Raw genomic sequence first — 18422 nt, forward strand, 5'->3', positions numbered from 1 at the left:
GTAAAAAACTCCCTCAGGTCCCCTTAAGGTTTTATTTGCTCCATAAATTCCTTTACCTTATTTTCGGTTAGTTCTCCAGTGTAATATTTGACTACCTTCCCGTTCTTGTCCACTAGGAATGTTGCCGGTAAGAGATCAATCCCGTATACATTCATTACTTCCTTTTCAGTGTCAATCATTATAGGAAAATCCAGCCCAAGCCGTTCGGAAAATTGATTTACAGCAAGTTCTGGTTCCTGAATATCTACCGACAAAACTTGAACACCTTTGTCCTTATATTGCAGGTACTGATTATTAATATACGGCATTTCTTTCTTACATGGAGGGCACCAAGTTCCCCAAAAGTTTAAAAATACCCCTTGCCCACGATATTCTGAAAGACGGTGTTTATTCCCTTGCATATCAACTAAAGCAAAATCTGGAGCTATGTCCCCAACCGCGACTTTTTGTTTTGTATCTTTTGTAAGATTAGAATAAAGTGAATAGGCAACGGCAGCACCTAACACAACTAAAATAATTGTTCTAATGACTAATCGCCGTTTTTTCATAGATTCCCCTCCCGTACATCACCTGACACATTTGTCTAAAATTATAGCATTTTACAACAAGCCCACATTGTTAACACCAGAAACCAAATGTGACGATTTTATGAATTTTTCTTCGATTGATCCATTGCAAGCGCCCTTAACTGTTTCACCTCATGTGGAGTTAACTCCCTTGCTTCTCCTGCTTTTAAGCCGCTCAATGTCAAAAATCCATAACGTTCACGCTTTAGTTTCAATACTTCATTACCAATGGCCTCAAACATTCTTCTGACTTGACGATTTCTACCTTCATGAATAGCGATTTCAACTATCGCGGTCTGCTTCTTATTATCCGCCGAAAGCAGTTTTACTTTGGCTGGTGCTGTTTTTCCATCCTCAAGATGGATTCCTCTTTGTAATTTTCTAAGATTTTCTCTTAATGGAATTCCTTTAGTTTTAGCGACATAGACTTTGTCAATTTCGTTCTTAGGGTGCATAAGCAAATTGGCAAATTCCCCATCATTGGTTAAAATCAATAACCCTGAAGTATCATAATCAAGACGGCCCACAGGGAAAATTCTTTCTTTATAATGAGAAAAATAATCAGTGACTACTTTTCTCCCTTTGTCATCGCTTACACTCGAAATAACCCCTCTTGGTTTGTAAAGAACAAAATAAACAGGTTCTTCTTTTTCAATTTGCACCCCATTAACCTCAACTCGATCGGAAGGAGATACTTTCAAGCCTAATTCTGTTACCACTTTGCCATTTACTTTGACTCTGCCTTCTTTAATCAGTTCCTCGGACTTTCTTCTAGACGCAATGCCCGCTCGAGCGATTACTTTTTGCAATCTTTCCATTTATTTCACCTCAAAAGTTCTGTTAGTTGCTAATCATTGTTAGTAGTAAAGAGATTTATTCCTATTAATAGACGAAAAAATCACTATTCTATCCTAATGAATTATGACACAATTTCTCCACTTTTCAAAGTAACGGGTATTAAATACAAAAAAAAAGCATGTTCCTACCGGAACACACATGCATGGGTCAACATTTATTAGGTTGTACCAAAGATGAGGGCTACTACTAAAATAGATACAATAATCCCGACTACATCTGCAAGCAGGCCCACCTTTAAAGCGTCTCCCATTTTCCTGATCCCGACTGCACCAAAATAAACGGTCAATACATAAAATGTGGTATCGGTACTTCCTTGAAGTACAGATGCTAGACGTCCAATAAAGGAATCTGGTCCATAAACAGCAATTAAATCACTTGTCATCCCTAGTGCTGCCGTTCCCGAAATCGGCCTGATAATAAGTAAGGGCACAATCTCGGCTGGAACCCCCATTGATTTCATTAGCGGTCTCAGCCAATCCATTAAAGCTTCCAATGCACCTGATGCACGGAAAATGGAAATGGCTACAAGCATCCCTACCAAAAAGGGAATGATCGAAACGGCAATCTTAATTCCCTCTTTTCCACCTTCAACAAAACTCTCATATGTCGGAACTCGTTTGTATGTTCCATATAATAGAATAAATCCAATCAATAAAGGAATAAAAGTTAGCGAAATATACGAAATGAACCCCATAACTTCATCATCCTTTTCTGCTTCTGCGATAATAGAAATAACGATCTATCAATACAGCACCGATGGCTGAGAGAATCGTAGCAATAATGGTTGGTACAACAATCTCTGTCGGAGATGCAGAATGATAATTTATTCTTATTGCAATAACCGTTGTTGGAATAATGGTAATACTGGCTGTGTTAATCGCTAAAAAGGTTATCATACTTCTAGAGGCCTCTGCTCTTCCTCCATTTATTTTTTTTAGCTCTTCCATTGCTTTAATCCCAAGAGGCGTTGCCGCATTCCCCAAACCAAACATGTTGGAAATCATATTCGATAAGATATAGCCCATAGCAGGGTGATTGGCTGGTACATCAGGAAATATTGTTTTTACAATCGGACGAAAAACTTTAGTTAGTTTTTGAAGTAGTCCTGATTCTTCGGCAATCCGCATCATACCAAGCCAGAAAACAAGTACACTAATTAACCCGATACACAGAGTTACCGCCTCTTTTGCCCCCTCAAAAACCGCTTTGTTTACTGCTTCCATGTTGCCGTTTATTAGTGCAAACACAATACCTATAATGGTCATCGCTACCCATATATAGTTAACCATTAGCGTTCACACCAATGACTGAAAGAAACATTTGTTTTATCGAGTCAAGCAAGCCCTTCTTTTCTTTTATCTGGACCTTTTCGAAATAAATAGGATCTTCTTCTACTACTCTCCCATCCAAATAAACTTCTGCCTTACCTACAATTGCTTCATTGCGTGAGACTAGACTTTTCCTAGGTTTTTCCAGTTTGTATTTTATAGTAAATTGGTCCATCTCTTGACTAGTTGCCGGGTACACAATTGACTTTTTGAGATAAAGATGACCCTTATATAATTTACTATTGGAAATGTCGACTTTTCCTTTGGTTACTATTTCAGCCATATCATAAGTTTTAAAACCGGTTTCATACATTGAAATATGATCATTCCAATCATCAGGTGCATTTAAGGTGACGGCAATTAAATCCATATCACCCTTTGCAGCGGTGGTGACAAGTGTCCGCTTTGCAAGTTTAGTGTATCCCGTTTTTCCCCCGGTTGTATATTTATATTTAATTAGGAGGCGATTCTTGTTCTTCCACACACGATCCCAATCTTCCGTTGGATTAGGAGCACGATAAACCTTTGTACCCGATATTTTTTGAAACGTTTTATTTTGCATGGCATAACGCATGAGAATGGCCATATCATAGGCTGTTGAATAATGATCTTCATGATCATCAAGTCCATGCGGATTGGCAAAATGGGTATCATACATGCCTATTTCCCTTGCCTTCTGATTCATTAAATAGGCAAAGCCATCCACACTTCCTCCAACGTATTCGGCAATAGCCACAGCTGTATCGTTTCCAGATCTCAGCATTAAGCCATAGACAAGGTCTTGAAGTTTGATTTTTTCTCCCGGTTTTAAATACACCGAAGACCCTTCAGTCCTTGTTGCTTGTTCACTCACCTTTACATACTTGTTCATTTTTCCCGATTCTATCGCAAGTATCGCTGTCATGATTTTTGTTATACTAGCGATTCTTCTCTTTGTATGTGCATCCTTTTCAAACAAGACCCGCCCAGATTTTTGTTCCATCAACACGGCACTCGCAGCACTTACACCAGAGGAAGCATCAACCTTTTGAGGAATGTTTACGATCAAAAGTGAGATCATGAGTGTTATCATTACCAGCTTTGGAATCATTCTCATCAGATTAATCTCGTCTCCTTTATATCTGTCTATTAGAAGCTTGTCTATTGCAGCTGCTTGAACAGGGCATGTTCAAGCACCCATTCGCTTTTCTACAAGTTTATGCGGGACGAGTTATGTTATGACAGTAAATTAGAAAAGCGCAAGCGCCTTGATCTGCCCCGATATAGGGCGATTTGTCGACTGGCCGGCGAAAGCAGGGACAAAGACTAGTCGCCCTTAATGCGTACAGAAAGCAATAGCTTTCTGTAGCCAAGCATAAGACGAGCCGGCCGAAAGGTTGCTTTTTAACCTTTTGGACGGATTGACCTAAATGTGGAGGCGACTGCTCTGGGACGAAGGCATAAGACGGCCCCTGCAAGAAGGCGCTTTTTGCCTTCTTTAGGGGTTGGCTTATGACTCGAGTCCCAAGGAGCCGCAACTGGATAAGCTGTAGACCATCGAGGGGCTAGGCGCTGGAGCTAGATAATTCTTAAAGTCAAAAACATTTATACTTTCTTATCTCATAAAGAAAACTCGCCGAGTGGCGAGTCTCTTTTTTAGAAAGCAGGCCATTTGATATCTGCCGCTTTTTCAAACCTTATTTCAACCTCATGCCAATTTACAAGATTCCACCACTTATCTACATATTCACTTCTATTGTTTTTGTATTGAAGATAATAAGCATGCTCCCAAACATCCAAGACCAGTAATGGTATTGTATCCCATTGTGTAAAGAGCATATGACGTTCAGTTTGCAGTACCTCCAAGTGCCTTGCTCTGGGGCTCCAGACCAATATTGCCCAGCCAACACCCTCTACTTGCTTGGCAGCCTCCGAAAACTGCCGCTTAAATGCCTCAAAACTTCCAAAGTACCTTTCTATCTCCTCTTTTAATATGCCTTGGGGACTTCCGCCGCCATTTGGACTCATGTTCTTCCAAAAAATCGTATGCAAATAATGTCCAGAGCCATGAAAAGATAACTCCCTTGACCAATGCTTTATTAATGAAAAATCATTGGTTTCTCTTGTCTTCTTCAAATTTATTTCAGCACGATTTAATCCGTCAACATAGGAACGATGATGCTTATCATGATGCAGTCTCATAATTTCCCCGGATATATACGGTTCTAAGGCATCATATGCGTATGGAAGCTCCGGTAATGTGTGTCCACCAGGTGGAAGTGATTTTTCAACCAGCCAGATTTTACCTGCTTCTTGTTTATTCCTAAAATAATATTCCATTTGCTGATGTATATTTTCTGCTTTTGCCTGAAGACTAATTAGCTCCTCGTTTGATAACTCCCGATTTGTACTTTCAATTAATTCCGTAAATTCATCTAATTTTCCCCATAATTCTGCCTCTTGACCAACCTGTTCAGATTGAAGAAATTGTCTCATTTGCTCATTCCAAACAAATAAATCGTTTACATATTGGCTAAACCGTCCCATCCGTTTCCCTCATTTCAACTTATAAGTAATCCTTCTAAATGGTATGAGGGGCAACACTCAATAAGAACGGAAAAAGACTGTTCAAAAGGGAACAGTCTTTAGTGTAAATTGATTTATTTTTATTTTGATTGGATCATTTTTGTTCGATAATCTGTTTCATAGTATTCAAGTTCTTCCCTTATCCTCTGGAAATCACCTTCTAAACTTTTAATCAGGGCAGAAATCTTTTCCGAAACATTACGATAATATTTGATCGAGTTTCTGCCTGTATAGGCAGAACGGCTATTTTCATACCAAGCATCATTCTTTGGTGAGAAAAACTCTTCAATACATTGATGATAAATTTTATATAGTGTTTTTTCAGCTGCAGCTTTTTGAAAAGGTTCGCCTTGTAAAATGACCGAGCAGGCCTCTAAGCCTTCTTCACTATAAACAACCAACTTCCGCATATTTGCCAGGATTAATTTAACGTAAACTCGATCTTCATCATTTCCAACATTTAATTGCGAGATGGTTGTTTCATTTAGAAATTCTTCAAGTGTTGTTATTGATTTGGTTAAGAATTCCTTTACATCATTAAGTTGTGTTTTCACCAATGTATTTCCCATAATTACCCTCCTAAATTAGCTGTGCTGATTAGTGTGATTGCAAAATGAATTCAAGTGGAGAATGGAGTTCAAACTCTTTGTTTTGCTGTATACCTAAAAATATTTCAGGTAATTTATTAAAATTTATATCTTGAAAATAAGAAGCAAACTCATGCTTAGAATTAATATATAATCTTTTTCGACTGCGAAGTCCTGGATTTTTTAAGAGACAAACAAGAGCTACAATATCCTTAAAATAAACCTCATTGGTTTCTAGATTAAAAATAGGGTCTTGTTTGTAAGGAGTAAACTCTTGAAAGAGCTCATCAAAATACCTTACATATAAGACATGAAGCGTTTTTTCCTGTCCATCTTCGAAAAACGTAACTTCACTTCTGTTAAAAAAGTCCTCTGAAGTATTTGATTTTTCCTTCTCCAATTCGTATCCCTTACACTCTTTGATTAGCAATGTACTCCCTCTCCTTATCAACTGGCTGCAACAACAATAAATATAAATNNAATTTATATTTATTTTAGCATAAATTCTTTCAGAAGATTTAGTTAAGAGTTAATTGTTTCCTGAAATTTTTCAAAAAACAGGTCCGCTTCTTCCTGGATATATTCATCTTCTACTTTTTCTGGTAACTGTGGCAGTTCTTTTAAGTTCTTTAACCCGAAATAGTCCAGAAATTCCTTTGTTGTTCCATATAAAATAGCACGTCCAGTTCCTTCCGCTCTCCCTGCCTCTTTTATTAACGCCTTTGCCATTAAGGTATGCAGTGGACGCTCAGTTTTTACTCCACGAATTTCTTCAATTTCCGCNNATAATTGCCAATGTTTCTAATGCAGCTTGTGAAAGTGTAGAAGTATGAGGGGAATCAACTAATTTTTTTAAGTAGGCTGCATTCTCCTTTTTCGTGGCAAGCTGAAAAGTTCCTGCCAATTGAACAATCATAATGCCCCTTTTGTCATCGCGGTCATACTCTTGACGTAAGGACTCAATCATTTCACTGGCATGCAGCTCATCGACTTCTAATACCTCCGCCAGTTGTTTTAGGGATAGCCCTTCATCTCCAGCGGCAAATAATAGGCTTTCTAGTATGCTGTTCCACTTTATAATTTCCACTTAATTTGCCCCTTCCTTTACTGCTTCTACAAAAATATCCCCAAAATTCTCTTGCTGATCCACATCGATGACCTTTCTTTTGATTAATTCCAATATGGCCAAAAAGGTTACAACAATATGGTCTTTCCTAGGGTAAGGAAATAGGTTATTAAAATTTGTCCTTCCTTGTAATTGCTGTAATTCAATCATTATTTCGTTCATTCTTTTCTCAATTGATATTTCCTGACGGGCAATCTTTGTCGCCATCGGCCGCTGTAATTTCTTTCTGCGCAAAAGTTTCTGGAAGGCTGCAAGCATATCATACAAGGATACATTTAATTCTGTCCGCTCAGGATTCATTCCTTTGGTATAATCGGAAAGATCACTTGGGGGTTTAGTATACATAAGCCCGCGTTCTTCCTCCAAGGTTTTTAGGTCATGGGCAGCTTCTTTATATTTTCGGTATTCAATTAATCGTTCAACCAGCTCATCTCTTGGATCATCGTCATAAGCGATATCTTGGTCCACTTCATCTCGTAGCTCTTCATGCTTCGGTAAGAGCATTTTGCTCTTAATCGCAAGCAACGTGGCAGCCATAACTAAAAACTCACTTGCAATATCTAACTGAAGTTCATTCATTGTTTGGATATATAATAAATATTGCTCCGTAATTTCAGCAACAGGAATATCATAAATATCAATTTCGAGCCGGTTAATTAGATGGAGAAGTAAATCTAACGGCCCTTCAAACACATCGATTTTTACCTGGTAAGGCATTTTTCATTCACCAAAATTCTAAAAATAAAATTAACTTGTCCATAAGTCTTACTGACTATTATTAGTATAGAGGATTCAAGTTTGTTATCCAATAGAAAAATCACCCTTTAGAGATTTTTACAAAGTTAGGGTGTTTGCCCATAACAATGGACAGGTATCCCTCATATGATGACAAGGAAAAGGAATAGAATAAAAACTTTCAAGGAGGTCTTTCATATGGATGGCGGATTTGGAGCCGGTTTTGCTTTAATTGTCGTTTTATTCATTTTGTTAATCATCGTGGGTGCTTCTTGGGTTTACTAAGAAGTGAGAAAACGCCGGTATGACGGTAATATAGACCAAAAAATATTACGAGCAAAGGGATCCGCCAATTTTGACGGGTCCTTTTGCTAGTTAAATGGATAATCATATATGGTAAACTAAAAATACTTCATTCTAATAAGGGGGGATTATTTGTACCCAAAAGAGTATATCCAATTTTTAGCTCATTTTCATGGTGACAGAGATTATTTTGAATGTCACGAGATTCTTGAGGAATATTGGAAAAAACACGATGTTAAAAATAAAAACTCCATCTGGGTCGGTCTTATTTTACTGGCAGTTTCGACCTATCATCACCGGAGAAAAAATTTTAATGGTGCTAAAAGAACATTAGAAAAAGCGATAACAATTTTCAAGACACAGTCCGATCTTGTGATAAAGCTTGGTTTAGACCTGCAATTGCTTCACAATATTTTATTAGAGCGGCTATCCCTCATTAACAATCAACAAAGATATATTAGTTTTAACCTGCCAATTGGGGACCAAGGTCTATTGAATCTTGGCAAGAGATATTGTCAGCAAGATGGTTATGTCTGGGGTATGGAAAGTGACCTCTCAAATGATCAACTAATTCATCGACACAGCTTACGGGATCGAAAAAGTGTAATCGACGAAAGAAATCAATCCTTAAAATTAAGAAAAGGCAACGTCTAATCCGTTGCCTTTTTTGGATATCTCAGCAAACATCACATTTTTCAATAAATGGAGCTGTGTTCTCATTTGAAATAATTCCTTTATCTTCATACATTTCTTTTAATGCTTTCACCATTTTTTTTCCGATCCCTTGAAAGCGGTGAGATGGGTTTACAGAAATATGCTGAATGATAATCTTATTGCTTGGATGATCAAAAAGGACTCCAAGCAGCCCGATTATATCTTCTTCCTTCCAAAGAAAAAGCTGCCAATTTTCTTCGGTTTCATATTTCTTCATCGTTGATTGGAGTTTCTTCAAGTCCTTTTCATCCGGCATAAAGGACAATAAACCCATGGCAATCTTTTCTAAAGTCTTCTTGTATCGAATTAACATTTTGATCCCTCATTAGATTAAATAAACCGTTTTCTGTCTGGTTTAACAATAGTATATTTTTTCCTAATTATTGAATAATAAACATTTATTCATTATATGTAATTTAAATATATAGTGTTTCACTAAAAAACATCATACATAAATAATGGGCAATGATCAAATAGAGTATCCATCATTTACCAGGGACAATAAAAATCCAGTAAATCAATCCCCAGATTGCAGAAAGACCAATAAGGATACTAAATAATAGCCAGTTATTCTTCATAACAGAAAGTTCCTCCAAAAGCATACTATCCTGCCATCATTCTACACTATATAACAAAAATAATCTATTTTCTCTGCAAGATGTTGCTGAATATACGTCAAGGTTACGTAACTATGAAACTTCTGGATAAAAAATTACGCTTAATTTAATAGTTTCGGTTATATTAGTAAAAGAGATTTTATATTTATTGTAAGATTTCTTTAAAACTTCAAGGAGGCACCAAAATGAAAAAAATAATCATTCTTCTACTCTTATCACTTATAAGCCTTTTTCCTATTCATAGCTTTGCAGACATGGCTGAAGGGGATATGATTGTTACTCTAGGAGCAAATTTAACAGAGTCGCAAAAAAGTAATTTATTAAAAGAGATGGGTGCACCTGCAGATGTACAAATAGTTACCGTTACAAATCAGGAGGAGCATCAGTATCTAGGAAAGTATATTGCGCAATCTCTCATTGGCACCAGGGCGATCTCTTCATCTGCTATAACTATTGCCTCAACGGGATCTGGGATTAAGGTTAAAACAAAGAATATTAACTGGGTTACAGATGAGATGTATGTTAATGCATTAATTACTGCTGGTGTTAAAGATGCAAATATCTATATCACTGCACCTATTTCAGTATCTGGAACAGCTGCCTTAACCGGAATTATTAAGGCATATGAGATTTCTGCGGATAAAACGATTCCTGAGGATGTAAAACAGGCAGCGAATGAAGAAATGGTTCAAACCGCAAAATTAGGCGATTCAATTGGAACTGAGAATGCAGCTGCATTGATTGCAAAGGTTAAAGAGGAAATTGCCAAGAATAAGCCAAAAAATGATGCAGAATTACGAAGCATGATTGAACAAGCTGCTAAGGATTTAAATGTGACTCTAACAGATACGGAAATGAATAGTTTACTCGACTTTTTCAACAAGCTAATCCATTTAAATATTGACTGGAACCAAGTTAGTGACCAGCTTAATAAAGCTAAGGACCAAATTTCTAAATTTCTACAATCCGATGAGGGGCAAGGGTTTTTAGAAAAACTCAAACAATTTTTCATCTGGTTGATAGATGCGATAAAATCCATTTTTTCATAAGAATTGAACTAAAAAAGCTGCTGCAAAAAAATTTGCGGCAGCTTTTTATATTTGCATTAATTTAATAACAGTTAATTTCGTGTTTATTTTAATGGCAGATCCAATCGGACTAAGTCCTCATAGGATTCTCTTTTCACCACAAGTGCAGCCCTTCCGTTTTCCACAAATACAACCGCAGGGCGAGGAATTCGGTTATAATTGTTTGCCATAGAATAACCATATGCCCCGGTACAAAATACTGCGAGGATGTCTTCTTCCCCAGCTTCAGGCAGCGGCAGATCCCATATCAGCATGTCACCGGATTCACAGCACTTTCCGGCGATAGAGACTGTTTGATTTGCCTTAGCTAATGGTTTATTAGCAAGTACTGCTTCATATTTTGCTTGATAAAGGGCCGGACGGATATTATCACTCATTCCGCCATCAACCGCCAAATATTTTCTAACACCAGGGACTTCCTTAGATGAACCTACCTGATATAAGGTAATACCTGCATCACCAACAAGTGAGCGCCCTGGCTCAATCCAAATTTCCGGCATTTTTAAGGAATGCTGCTCCGTTAAGTGTTTTACCTCGGTAATAATTTCTTGGACATATTGCGAAGGAAGAATCGGTTCATCTTCCTTTGTATATCGAATTCCAAAGCCTCCACCTAAGTTTAGGACTTTGGCGGTAAAAGAAAGTTCATTTTTCCACTGTTCAAGCTTTTCAACAATTTTTTTTGCAGCTAATAAGAAACCAGTCGTTTCAAAAATTTGCGAACCAATATGGCAGTGCAGCCCTAGACAATTAAAAGAGTTACATTCAATCGCCATTTTTAAAGCCTCTTCTGCCTGCCCGTTTTGAAGGTCAAAGCCAAATTTTGAATCTTCTTGTCCGGTTAAGATATAATCATGTGTATGCGCTTCGATACCTGGTGTTACCCTTAGAAGAATATTAGTAGTTGCATTTTTTTCCCGGCACAGCTCTTTTAACAGATTGAGTTCAAAAAAGTTATCAACCACAATACAGCCTATCTTGTGGTCTAATGCCATTTCCAATTCTTCTCTGCTTTTATTATTTCCGTGAAAATGAATTCTTTCAACAGGGAATCCTGCAACAATGGCGGTGTATAATTCTCCTCCAGATACTACATCAAGTGATAACCCCTCTTCTTCTGCCAACTGAATCATGGCAACAGTTGAGAATGCTTTGCTAGCATAAGCTACCTGGGCGACGACATTTAAATCATCGAATGTCTTCTTAAACCCTCGTGCCCTTTCTCTCATTAAGGCTACATCATAAACATACAGAGGAGTCCCATATTGCCGTGCTAACTCAACAGCATCAACTCCGCCTATTTCAAGATGCCCGTTTTTATTTACTCCTGTTGATCCGTAAAAATACATTCCCTCTCCCTCTCTTCACTTCGCTACTATAGTCTATGAGACATACTAAAAATAAATAGACAGAATCCACAAAAGATACTGCCTATTTTTTTGACTACTTTATCCCTTTATTTAAATAAAATAACTTTAGCATAACTAAAAAAAAACTGCAATTATAAAAAAACACCATTATTTCTCATTAGCACTTGGCGGCTGCCTGAATCGATTGCGGGGGCGAACAATACTTGGTCTTAACAAAGAGCCAGGTATTGCACGACGAATGAGAATTTGCAAAAATCCTTTTGGCTCAAAAGGAAGGAATGGCCAAAAGTATGGTGTGTTTAACGCACGGATATTGACAACAAATAAGAACATTACTGTACTTCCAATCACAAACCCTGGTGTATGGAACAGAGCTACCAAAATCATAAGTATCATTCTGGCAATTTTATTGGCTACACCCAATTCATAACTTGGAGTTGTAAAGGTTCCTATCCCTGAAACGGCAACATACAGGATGACTTCTGGAACAAACAGTCCTACATCAATCGCAATTTGTCCAATCAAAACAGCGGCGATTAAGCCCATAGCTGTTGATAACGGGGTTGGAGTATGTATTGCAGCCATCCTTAAAAACTCAATACCAAAGTCAGCTAATATCAATTGGACAACCACCGGAATATTGGTTTGTTTATTCGGTCCAATAAAGGCAATATTTTCAGGCAATAGGGATGGTTCTACCACAAATAGTAACCAAAGTGGCAGTAATATGATAGAAGCTATTATCCCTAAAAACCTAGTCCATCTTACAAAGGTTCCCATTGCAGGGGATTCCCGAAATTCTTCAGCGTGCTGCACATGATGAAAATAAGTTGTCGGAGTTATAATGACACTAGGTGATGTATCACAATAAATAATGACATGTCCTTCTAAAATATGGGCTGCGGCCACATCCGCCCTTTCTGTATATCTAACCATGGGAAAAGGATTCCATCCCTGCTTGACAATGAATTCCTCAATCGTCTTATCTCCCATGGGGATTCCGTCGACCTGAATTGCCTTAATTTCTTTTCTTAAGATACTTAATAAATCAGAATCGGCGACATCCTCTAAATAGCCGATTGCCACATCCGTTTTTGACCTCTCTCCTACTTTAATCATCTCAAAACGCAGTCGTTCATCTCTAATTCTTCGTCTTGTTAATGCCGTATTTAAGATGATATTTTCAACAAAACCATCACGAGAACCCCGGACAACCTTCTCAGTATCAGGTTCTTGTGGCGATCGTCCTGGATAGCTTCTTACATCAACGGCCAATGCCGTTTTTTCACCTTCAATAACAACGACAATCTGACCGCTAAGGACTAAATCCACGAGCTCATCTAATTTATGAATCGGTTGTACGGATTGATTGAGAAGCCGATTATAAATGAGCTTATAAATATCCGTTGATTGTTTTTCATGATCATTTAGCTGGACTAATTCTTCTATTAATTCAATGATAAAACGAGTGTCACAAAGACCGTTACAATAGTAAATTTGTACATCTTTTTTGAGGACATTCAACTTTCTTACGCCTAGGTCAAAACTAATGCCCAGCCCGACTCTTTGTTTCATATAATTTTCTATCTCATGAACTGATTCAGGGATTGGCCATTTTTGCTCATTACTCCTTGACATGAAAGCCACTCCTTTCAAGTATAAGTTCTACTGCTTTTTTCGTGATTGGAGCACCAGATTTGTAAGAGTCATGGCGTGCCATTTTTCCAATATCGCCAACTCCTACGATGAGTGGGATATCTAATTCATCCAGACAATACACCGTATCTCCATTTATCCTCCCGAGTTCCAATTCCTGTATTCCGTATTTATCGACACCGTACGGAGTTAAGATACCATCCCGATCTATACTTACATCAACCCTTGTCCATTCTTCATGTCTGGACCTTGCTGCAACCGCAATGGCCCCTAAAACTTCAATATCTTTATGTGTGGCCACATATTTCAAGGCTGATTCTCCAGCACCCTCTCCTACAATTCCGCTATCATCAAACATCACTAATACTGGGTCGTGCGGTGTTTTTTTTATTAATCTAACGATTTCAGGCCCCGTTAATTTGGAAGGATTTCCATAGGAACTGGTAATACAACGCCCACCAATCTCTTTGGCTACATATTCAACAGCCCTTTTTGCATATTCATCACCGTCAGTAATTAAAATGACGCGCCTCCGAATACTCATACTTTGATGTCCCTTCCTCATTAAAGAGTAAATTTTAATTCACTTATTGTCTGTCAAAACAGGGAAAGAGTCTTTTCATAGCAGATTTTCATTTTTAATGATAGATAAAGTAAAGCCACTGAAAAATGGACCCAAAAATTTTCCCTAGCACAATCCCCATAATCAAAATGATAATTTGTCCATCTAGCCGGATCCTTTTAGCGAGGATTGGAAGCACATTTACAACTTCAGTTAACCCTGCTGCAAGCATACCGACAAATACTCCTCCTGTAAGTCCTAAGGGGATTAAAAAGTAGGCAGAGATATGTAACGCAGGGTCCCTTAAGCTTGCAAACACCCCGACTAGTACCCCCAATACAACAGCCCATTCGTATAAAGGGATCATCTTCATTGATTTAGAAAGCTGGGTCAGTCTTGGAATAATACCTAGTACAGTTAAAAATGCAACAAAGCCAGCCCCAACCATCAATCCACTTGCCAGACCTATAAAGATAACCGCTAGAATTCTAATCGTCATCAATATGCTTCATACTTTCCCTATTTTCGTGAATGACTACGTAATTATCTAAATCAAGCTGGTAATTAAAAATTTCTACTTCAAGTGGGCTGGGTTCTTCATTTAGACGATGCTTAAAGACATGATTAAAAAAGAGAATCATTCCAAGACCAAGACCAATAGAATAGGGGATTTGGAATAGTAGTGGCTTTACTGCCTTTTTTTCCGTAATGATGGTATATATTTTTTCCTGGACGCTTTGCATACTGACATCATCATGGAAATTCATAATCGTCATCGCAGAACCAAAAAACAATAAAAACCATATAAGGATAAAAATAGGCATAGAAACCTTTTTCTTCTTAAAAACTACTTCAACTATGGTCTGCGATGGACCGATGGATTGAACTTCAGCTTCCTTAAATGTAGTGGTGATTTTCTTGATTACCTCCATCACATCAATAACGATTATATTTCGGTCCTTCTCCGTAACTTGATAAATCATCATTGATTGTAATTTCAATAGGACCGCTTCTGGGGCAATGATCTGAGCAACGTCCTTTAAATTAATTTTCTCTTCTGGCCGGACATGAACACGATGCCGCATGCGGATGTAGATTGTTTTTTCCAAAACATACACTTCCCACACAATGATTTCCTTAACAATAGTATGGATAATTTTCCGCCCTTTCATGTAAGCAAATAAAAAACCGCATGGATCAGAGATCCATACGGTCCTTCATTTGCTGTAATATCTTCTTCTCAAGACGTGAAACTTGTACCTGCGATATCCCCAGCCTGACTGCCACTTCAGATTGTGTTTGGTCTTTATAATATCGCAAGTAAACGATCAATCTTTCCCGTTCATCTAGCTCTCGGATTGCCTCTTTTAATGCAATCTTATCAAACCATTTCCCTTCATTGCCATCGTCAATCTGGTCTAGTAGGGTAATTGGATCCCCGTCATTTTCATAAACGGTTTCATGAATAGATGATGGTGTCCTGCTTGCTTCTTGGGCAAGGATTACATCCTCTGGTGAAAGTTCCAAATGAGCTGAAATCTCATTTACCGTCGGAATTCGTCCAAGCGTTTTGGATAATTCATCCTTCGCTTTTCGAATTCTGTTCCCCATTTCCTTCAGTGAACGGCTTACCTTTACAGTCCCATCATCGCGGATAAAACGTTGAATTTCACCAATAATCATGGGTACTGCATATGTGGAAAATTTGACATCATAGGAAAGGTCAAACTTATCAACAGATTTTAATAATCCAATACATCCAATTTGGAATAAATCATCCGGGTCATACCCCCTATTAAGGAACCGCTGGACAACAGACCAAACAAGACGCATATTTTTTTCAACGATTAAATCTCTAGATTCTTGATCTCCAGCTTGGCTCTTTTTAATGAGCTCTTTTACTTCATGATCTTTTAAGTATGTTTGACTTTTATCGTTCTTGACCTCCACATCCATCGGCAAGTCTCCTTAATTGCAAAGCATTTTGTTCAGTTTTAAATGCTTCCTTAATCTAACCTCGGTTCCGCTGCCTGGCTGTGAATGAACCTCTACCTCATCCATGAAATTTTCCATGATGGTGAATCCCATACCGGAACGTTCTAAATCCGGCTTCGTTGTAAACAATGGCTGACGAGCTTCCTCCACATCTGCTATACCTAAACCAACATCTTTAATAGACATATCAATTAAACTATCCTCAATCGTTACCTGAATATAAACAATTCCACTAGGATCATTTTCATATCCATGAATAATCGCATTTGTTACGGCCTCTGAAACAACTGTCTTAATTTCGGTTAGCTCATCCATCGTTGGGTCAAGCTGGGCAATAAAAGCAGCGACGGTTACACGTGCAAACGACTCATTTTGACTTAAAGCACTGAATTGAAGTTTCATTTCATTCTTCACTCAGGCCACCCCCAATCTTTGCAATGCAAATTCCTCAGTCGGTTCCATTTTGATGATTTTAAATAAACCAGACATATCGAATAATCTTTGTATTGCAGGGGAAATTGCACATACTACCATTTCACCGTGCACTTGCTTTATTTGTTTGTATCTACCCAGAATAACGCCTAATCCTGAACTATCCATAAAAGAAAGTTGTTCTAAATTTAAAACAATATGGTGAATATTATTTTTTTCTATAACAGCTGTGGCTTGTTCACGAAGGTCATCCGCTGTGTGATGATCTAACTCCCCACTTAAGCGAATGCATAAAACATCATGTTTTGTTTCCATATCAATGTTAAGACTCACTATTTCCGTCCTCCTTAATCTGGTATAGTGAGTCAATTCGCTTTTTTAATGGAAATATCCTTCTATACATACAAAACTAGTCTGATTTCGCTAAAATTAGAATTGTAGTTTGAAGTTTCGACAAATGCTTTAATTGGGTAAATTAATTTTAGATAATCTTACAGCCACTTATTTTCCAGACTTTGTAAACATTCCGAATGCACGTTTGTAAAGTGTCCACCAGCCTGCTTCTTTCACGGTCTTGCTGGCAACTAACGGGCTTTCAAGAATGACTTTTCCATTCTTAACCAATTGAATTTTTCCAACCTGATCGCCTTTTGAAATCGGTGCTTTCAGATTCTTTTCAAGTGTGACTTTTTGCTTAACATCTTGTGTTTTTTCTCCTTTTTTCGTTAAAATGGAGATTGGTTCGCTAGTAACTGCTTGAACGGACTTTTCCTTCCCTTTGCTTACTTTGGCCAAACCAATCGTTTGATTTCTTTTAAACATTGGGTGTGTTTGATATTGGGCAAAGGCATAATTAAGCAAGTCAGTTACTTGTGCATTTCTTTCCTTAGAGGTTGGTGCACCAAAAACAACAGCAATAACACGCATGCCGTCTTTTTGGGCGGTTGCTGTTAAGCAGTACTTTGCCTCTGCAGTAAAACCGGTTTTTAATCCGTCTACTCCAGGATAAAAGCGCACTAATTTATTGGTATTAACCAGCCAGAATTTTTTATCAGTATTTTCACGAAGATATGCTTCGTACATGCCTGTAAATTTTGTGATATTTTCATATTTAAGCAACTCTTTTGCCATTGTGGCCATATCAGCTGCTGTACTGTAGTGACCGCTTACTGGAAGCCCAGTCGTATTCTTAAAGAATGTATGCTTTAATCCCAGCTCTTTGGCTTTAGCATTCATCATATCAACAAACGCATCCTCTGAACCAGCAATTCTTTCAGCCATTGCGACGGAAGCATCATTTCCTGAACCAATCGCAATTCCTCTTAACATTTCCTTGACGGTCATTTCTTCGCCAGGCTCAAGGAAAATCTGCGAACCACCCATAGAAGCTGCATACTCACTTGCTCTAACTTTTTCATTCCAGGATAGTTTGCCTTTGTCTATTGCCTCCATTATGAGGAGCATCGTCATAATTTTGGTCATACTCGCAGGCGGCAGCTCTTGGTTACTATTTTTTTCATATAGGACTGTGCCAGTATCTCGTTCAATTAAAATAGCGGATTTAACATTGCTGACTATATCGGTATTCTTTTTTTCTTCAGCAGCAAATGCCGATGGAATCCATAAACTTGTTAGTAAAAAAGATGTCACTATGAAAGAGACAAATCGCTTCATTCGCATAACCCTCCATTCTTTATAGTATCCATTTTTTCCAATTCCATTTACTTTATACAGTTATTTCCTATAATTCCAAATTAATTAGGCTGAAAAAATGAAAAAGGGTGACAGGCACCATGTGAATTTTTCACATGGTGCCTGTCACCCTGCCCGTTTTTATTCTGTTATTTCGCCATGAATAAGAATTGGAGCTTCTATCTTTTCAGAAGTAATCTTAATGTTTTCATAAAGCTTGTCTTTTAC

22 protein-coding genes and 1 pseudogene are annotated in these 18422 nt (G+C 37.9%); 3 read left to right on the top strand and 20 right to left on the bottom strand.

Annotated elements, in window-relative coordinates; genetic code table 11:
- Positions 1 to 23 precede the first annotated feature (23 nt).
- The 10 genes and pseudogenes from resA to V7266_RS12205 form a co-directional block, all read right to left on the bottom strand.
- Positions 24 to 548 (bottom strand): thiol-disulfide oxidoreductase ResA, encoded by a 525-nt coding sequence (resA, locus tag V7266_RS12160; RefSeq protein WP_335468150.1) that lies wholly within the window; start codon positions 546 to 548, stop codon positions 24 to 26.
- Between the two features lie 98 nt (positions 549 to 646).
- Complete coding sequence (rluB, locus tag V7266_RS12165) at positions 647 to 1384, bottom strand: 23S rRNA pseudouridine(2605) synthase RluB (RefSeq protein WP_335468151.1); 738 nt, start codon at positions 1382 to 1384, stop codon at positions 647 to 649.
- Between the two features lie 197 nt (positions 1385 to 1581).
- Positions 1582 to 2118 carry a spore maturation protein gene (locus V7266_RS12170; RefSeq protein WP_335468152.1) on the bottom strand — a complete coding sequence of 179 codons (537 nt, stop codon included), beginning with the start codon at positions 2116 to 2118 and terminating at the stop codon, positions 1582 to 1584.
- 7 nt (positions 2119 to 2125) lie between these two features.
- Positions 2126 to 2713 (bottom strand): nucleoside recognition domain-containing protein, encoded by a 588-nt coding sequence (locus V7266_RS12175; RefSeq protein WP_335468153.1) that lies wholly within the window; start codon positions 2711 to 2713, stop codon positions 2126 to 2128.
- Positions 2706 to 3848, bottom strand: coding sequence for a D-alanyl-D-alanine carboxypeptidase family protein (locus V7266_RS12180; protein WP_335468154.1), 1143 nt, complete (start codon positions 3846 to 3848; stop codon positions 2706 to 2708). Before V7266_RS12180 ends, V7266_RS12175 begins: the two co-directional genes overlap by 8 nt.
- A 539-nt stretch (positions 3849 to 4387) precedes the next feature.
- On the bottom strand, positions 4388 to 5278 hold the full coding sequence (locus V7266_RS12185) for a superoxide dismutase (RefSeq protein ID WP_335468155.1): 891 nt from the start codon (positions 5276 to 5278) through the stop codon (positions 4388 to 4390).
- A gap of 119 nt (positions 5279 to 5397) precedes the next feature.
- A complete protein-coding gene (locus tag V7266_RS12190) occupies positions 5398 to 5886 on the bottom strand; it encodes a YpuI family protein (protein WP_335468156.1) in 489 nt (162 codons plus the stop codon).
- Between the two features lie 28 nt (positions 5887 to 5914).
- The gene (locus tag V7266_RS12195) at positions 5915 to 6334 is read right to left on the bottom strand and encodes a hypothetical protein (RefSeq protein ID WP_335468157.1); all 420 of its coding nucleotides are present in this window, start codon (positions 6332 to 6334) and stop codon (positions 5915 to 5917) included.
- A 92-nt stretch (positions 6335 to 6426) separates the two neighbouring features.
- Positions 6427 to 6991: pseudogene (scpB, locus tag V7266_RS12200) on the bottom strand (SMC-Scp complex subunit ScpB).
- Positions 6992 to 7747 carry a segregation/condensation protein A gene (locus V7266_RS12205; protein ID WP_335468158.1) on the bottom strand — a complete coding sequence of 252 codons (756 nt, stop codon included), beginning with the start codon at positions 7745 to 7747 and terminating at the stop codon, positions 6992 to 6994. It abuts the pseudogene before it with no gap.
- Between the two features lie 216 nt (positions 7748 to 7963).
- Between V7266_RS12205 and V7266_RS12210 the strand changes: the two genes are divergently transcribed.
- Positions 7964 to 8050 carry a YjcZ family sporulation protein gene (locus tag V7266_RS12210; RefSeq protein ID WP_101650965.1) on the top strand — a complete coding sequence of 29 codons (87 nt, stop codon included), beginning with the start codon at positions 7964 to 7966 and terminating at the stop codon, positions 8048 to 8050.
- A gap of 150 nt (positions 8051 to 8200) precedes the next feature.
- Positions 8201 to 8722 carry a DUF309 domain-containing protein gene (locus V7266_RS12215; RefSeq protein ID WP_335468159.1) on the top strand — a complete coding sequence of 174 codons (522 nt, stop codon included), beginning with the start codon at positions 8201 to 8203 and terminating at the stop codon, positions 8720 to 8722.
- 22 nt (positions 8723 to 8744) lie between these two features.
- Here the strand turns inward: V7266_RS12215 and V7266_RS12220 are convergent, their stop codons facing one another.
- Positions 8745 to 9095, bottom strand: coding sequence for a GNAT family N-acetyltransferase (locus V7266_RS12220; RefSeq protein ID WP_335468160.1), 351 nt, complete (start codon positions 9093 to 9095; stop codon positions 8745 to 8747).
- Between the two features lie 489 nt (positions 9096 to 9584).
- Between V7266_RS12220 and V7266_RS12225 the strand changes: the two genes are divergently transcribed.
- The gene (locus tag V7266_RS12225) at positions 9585 to 10448 is read left to right on the top strand and encodes a DUF1002 domain-containing protein (protein WP_335468161.1); all 864 of its coding nucleotides are present in this window, start codon (positions 9585 to 9587) and stop codon (positions 10446 to 10448) included.
- Positions 10449 to 10531: 83 nt separating this feature from the next.
- Here the strand turns inward: V7266_RS12225 and lysA are convergent, their stop codons facing one another.
- From lysA to V7266_RS12270, 9 genes are all read right to left on the bottom strand, one after another.
- Positions 10532 to 11836, bottom strand: coding sequence for a diaminopimelate decarboxylase (gene lysA, locus V7266_RS12230; RefSeq protein WP_335468162.1), 1305 nt, complete (start codon positions 11834 to 11836; stop codon positions 10532 to 10534).
- 168 nt (positions 11837 to 12004) lie between these two features.
- Positions 12005 to 13495 carry a spore germination protein gene (locus tag V7266_RS12235; RefSeq protein WP_335468163.1) on the bottom strand — a complete coding sequence of 497 codons (1491 nt, stop codon included), beginning with the start codon at positions 13493 to 13495 and terminating at the stop codon, positions 12005 to 12007.
- Positions 13482 to 14057, bottom strand: a complete 576-nt coding sequence (locus V7266_RS12240) for a stage V sporulation protein AE (RefSeq protein WP_335468164.1) — start codon at positions 14055 to 14057, stop codon at positions 13482 to 13484. Before V7266_RS12240 ends, V7266_RS12235 begins: the two co-directional genes overlap by 14 nt.
- A 94-nt stretch (positions 14058 to 14151) precedes the next feature.
- The gene (locus V7266_RS12245) at positions 14152 to 14574 is read right to left on the bottom strand and encodes a stage V sporulation protein AB (protein WP_335468165.1); all 423 of its coding nucleotides are present in this window, start codon (positions 14572 to 14574) and stop codon (positions 14152 to 14154) included.
- Positions 14564 to 15184, bottom strand: a complete 621-nt coding sequence (locus tag V7266_RS12250) for a stage V sporulation protein AA (protein ID WP_335468166.1) — start codon at positions 15182 to 15184, stop codon at positions 14564 to 14566. Before V7266_RS12250 ends, V7266_RS12245 begins: the two co-directional genes overlap by 11 nt.
- 88 nt (positions 15185 to 15272) lie before the next feature.
- Positions 15273 to 16031 carry an RNA polymerase sporulation sigma factor SigF gene (gene sigF, locus V7266_RS12255; RefSeq protein ID WP_098533072.1) on the bottom strand — a complete coding sequence of 253 codons (759 nt, stop codon included), beginning with the start codon at positions 16029 to 16031 and terminating at the stop codon, positions 15273 to 15275.
- A 12-nt stretch (positions 16032 to 16043) separates the two neighbouring features.
- Positions 16044 to 16484: an anti-sigma F factor gene (gene spoIIAB / locus V7266_RS12260; protein WP_335468167.1), complete on the bottom strand. Its 441-nt coding sequence runs from the start codon at positions 16482 to 16484 to the stop codon at positions 16044 to 16046.
- Positions 16485 to 16835, bottom strand: a complete 351-nt coding sequence (spoIIAA, locus tag V7266_RS12265; RefSeq protein ID WP_335468168.1) for an anti-sigma F factor antagonist — start codon at positions 16833 to 16835, stop codon at positions 16485 to 16487.
- A 168-nt stretch (positions 16836 to 17003) separates the two neighbouring features.
- Positions 17004 to 18176, bottom strand: a complete 1173-nt coding sequence (locus V7266_RS12270; protein ID WP_335468169.1) for a D-alanyl-D-alanine carboxypeptidase family protein — start codon at positions 18174 to 18176, stop codon at positions 17004 to 17006.
- Positions 18177 to 18422 lie beyond the last annotated feature (246 nt).

The sequence above is a fragment of the Neobacillus drentensis genome (genome assembly GCF_036965645.1).
GTDB lineage: Bacteria > Bacillota > Bacilli > Bacillales > Cytobacillaceae > Neobacillus > Neobacillus drentensis_D.

Bases quoted from the DNA above. Each gene is read 5' to 3' on its own strand.
- resA (WP_335468150.1), bottom strand. From the start codon at position 548: ATGAAAAAACGGCGATTAGTCATTAGAACAATTATTTTAGTTGTGTTA.
- rluB (WP_335468151.1), bottom strand. From the start codon at position 1,384: ATGGAAAGATTGCAAAAAGTAATCGCTCGAGCGGGCATTGCGTCTAGA.
- V7266_RS12170 (WP_335468152.1), bottom strand. From the start codon at position 2,118: ATGGGGTTCATTTCGTATATTTCGCTAACTTTTATTCCTTTATTGATT.
- V7266_RS12175 (WP_335468153.1), bottom strand. From the start codon at position 2,713: ATGGTTAACTATATATGGGTAGCGATGACCATTATAGGTATTGTGTTT.
- V7266_RS12180 (WP_335468154.1), bottom strand. From the start codon at position 3,848: ATGAGAATGATTCCAAAGCTGGTAATGATAACACTCATGATCTCACTT.
- V7266_RS12185 (WP_335468155.1), bottom strand. From the start codon at position 5,278: ATGGGACGGTTTAGCCAATATGTAAACGATTTATTTGTTTGGAATGAG.
- V7266_RS12190 (WP_335468156.1), bottom strand. From the start codon at position 5,886: ATGGGAAATACATTGGTGAAAACACAACTTAATGATGTAAAGGAATTC.
- V7266_RS12205 (WP_335468158.1), bottom strand. From the start codon at position 7,747: ATGCCTTACCAGGTAAAAATCGATGTGTTTGAAGGGCCGTTAGATTTA.
- V7266_RS12210 (WP_101650965.1), top strand. From the start codon at position 7,964: ATGGATGGCGGATTTGGAGCCGGTTTTGCTTTAATTGTCGTTTTATTC.
- V7266_RS12220 (WP_335468160.1), bottom strand. From the start codon at position 9,095: ATGTTAATTCGATACAAGAAGACTTTAGAAAAGATTGCCATGGGTTTA.
- V7266_RS12225 (WP_335468161.1), top strand. From the start codon at position 9,585: ATGAAAAAAATAATCATTCTTCTACTCTTATCACTTATAAGCCTTTTT.
- lysA (WP_335468162.1), bottom strand. From the start codon at position 11,836: ATGTATTTTTACGGATCAACAGGAGTAAATAAAAACGGGCATCTTGAA.
- V7266_RS12235 (WP_335468163.1), bottom strand. From the start codon at position 13,495: ATGTCAAGGAGTAATGAGCAAAAATGGCCAATCCCTGAATCAGTTCAT.
- V7266_RS12240 (WP_335468164.1), bottom strand. From the start codon at position 14,057: ATGAGTATTCGGAGGCGCGTCATTTTAATTACTGACGGTGATGAATAT.
- V7266_RS12245 (WP_335468165.1), bottom strand. From the start codon at position 14,574: ATGACGATTAGAATTCTAGCGGTTATCTTTATAGGTCTGGCAAGTGGA.
- sigF (WP_098533072.1), bottom strand. From the start codon at position 16,031: ATGGATGTGGAGGTCAAGAACGATAAAAGTCAAACATACTTAAAAGAT.
- V7266_RS12270 (WP_335468169.1), bottom strand. From the start codon at position 18,176: ATGAAGCGATTTGTCTCTTTCATAGTGACATCTTTTTTACTAACAAGT.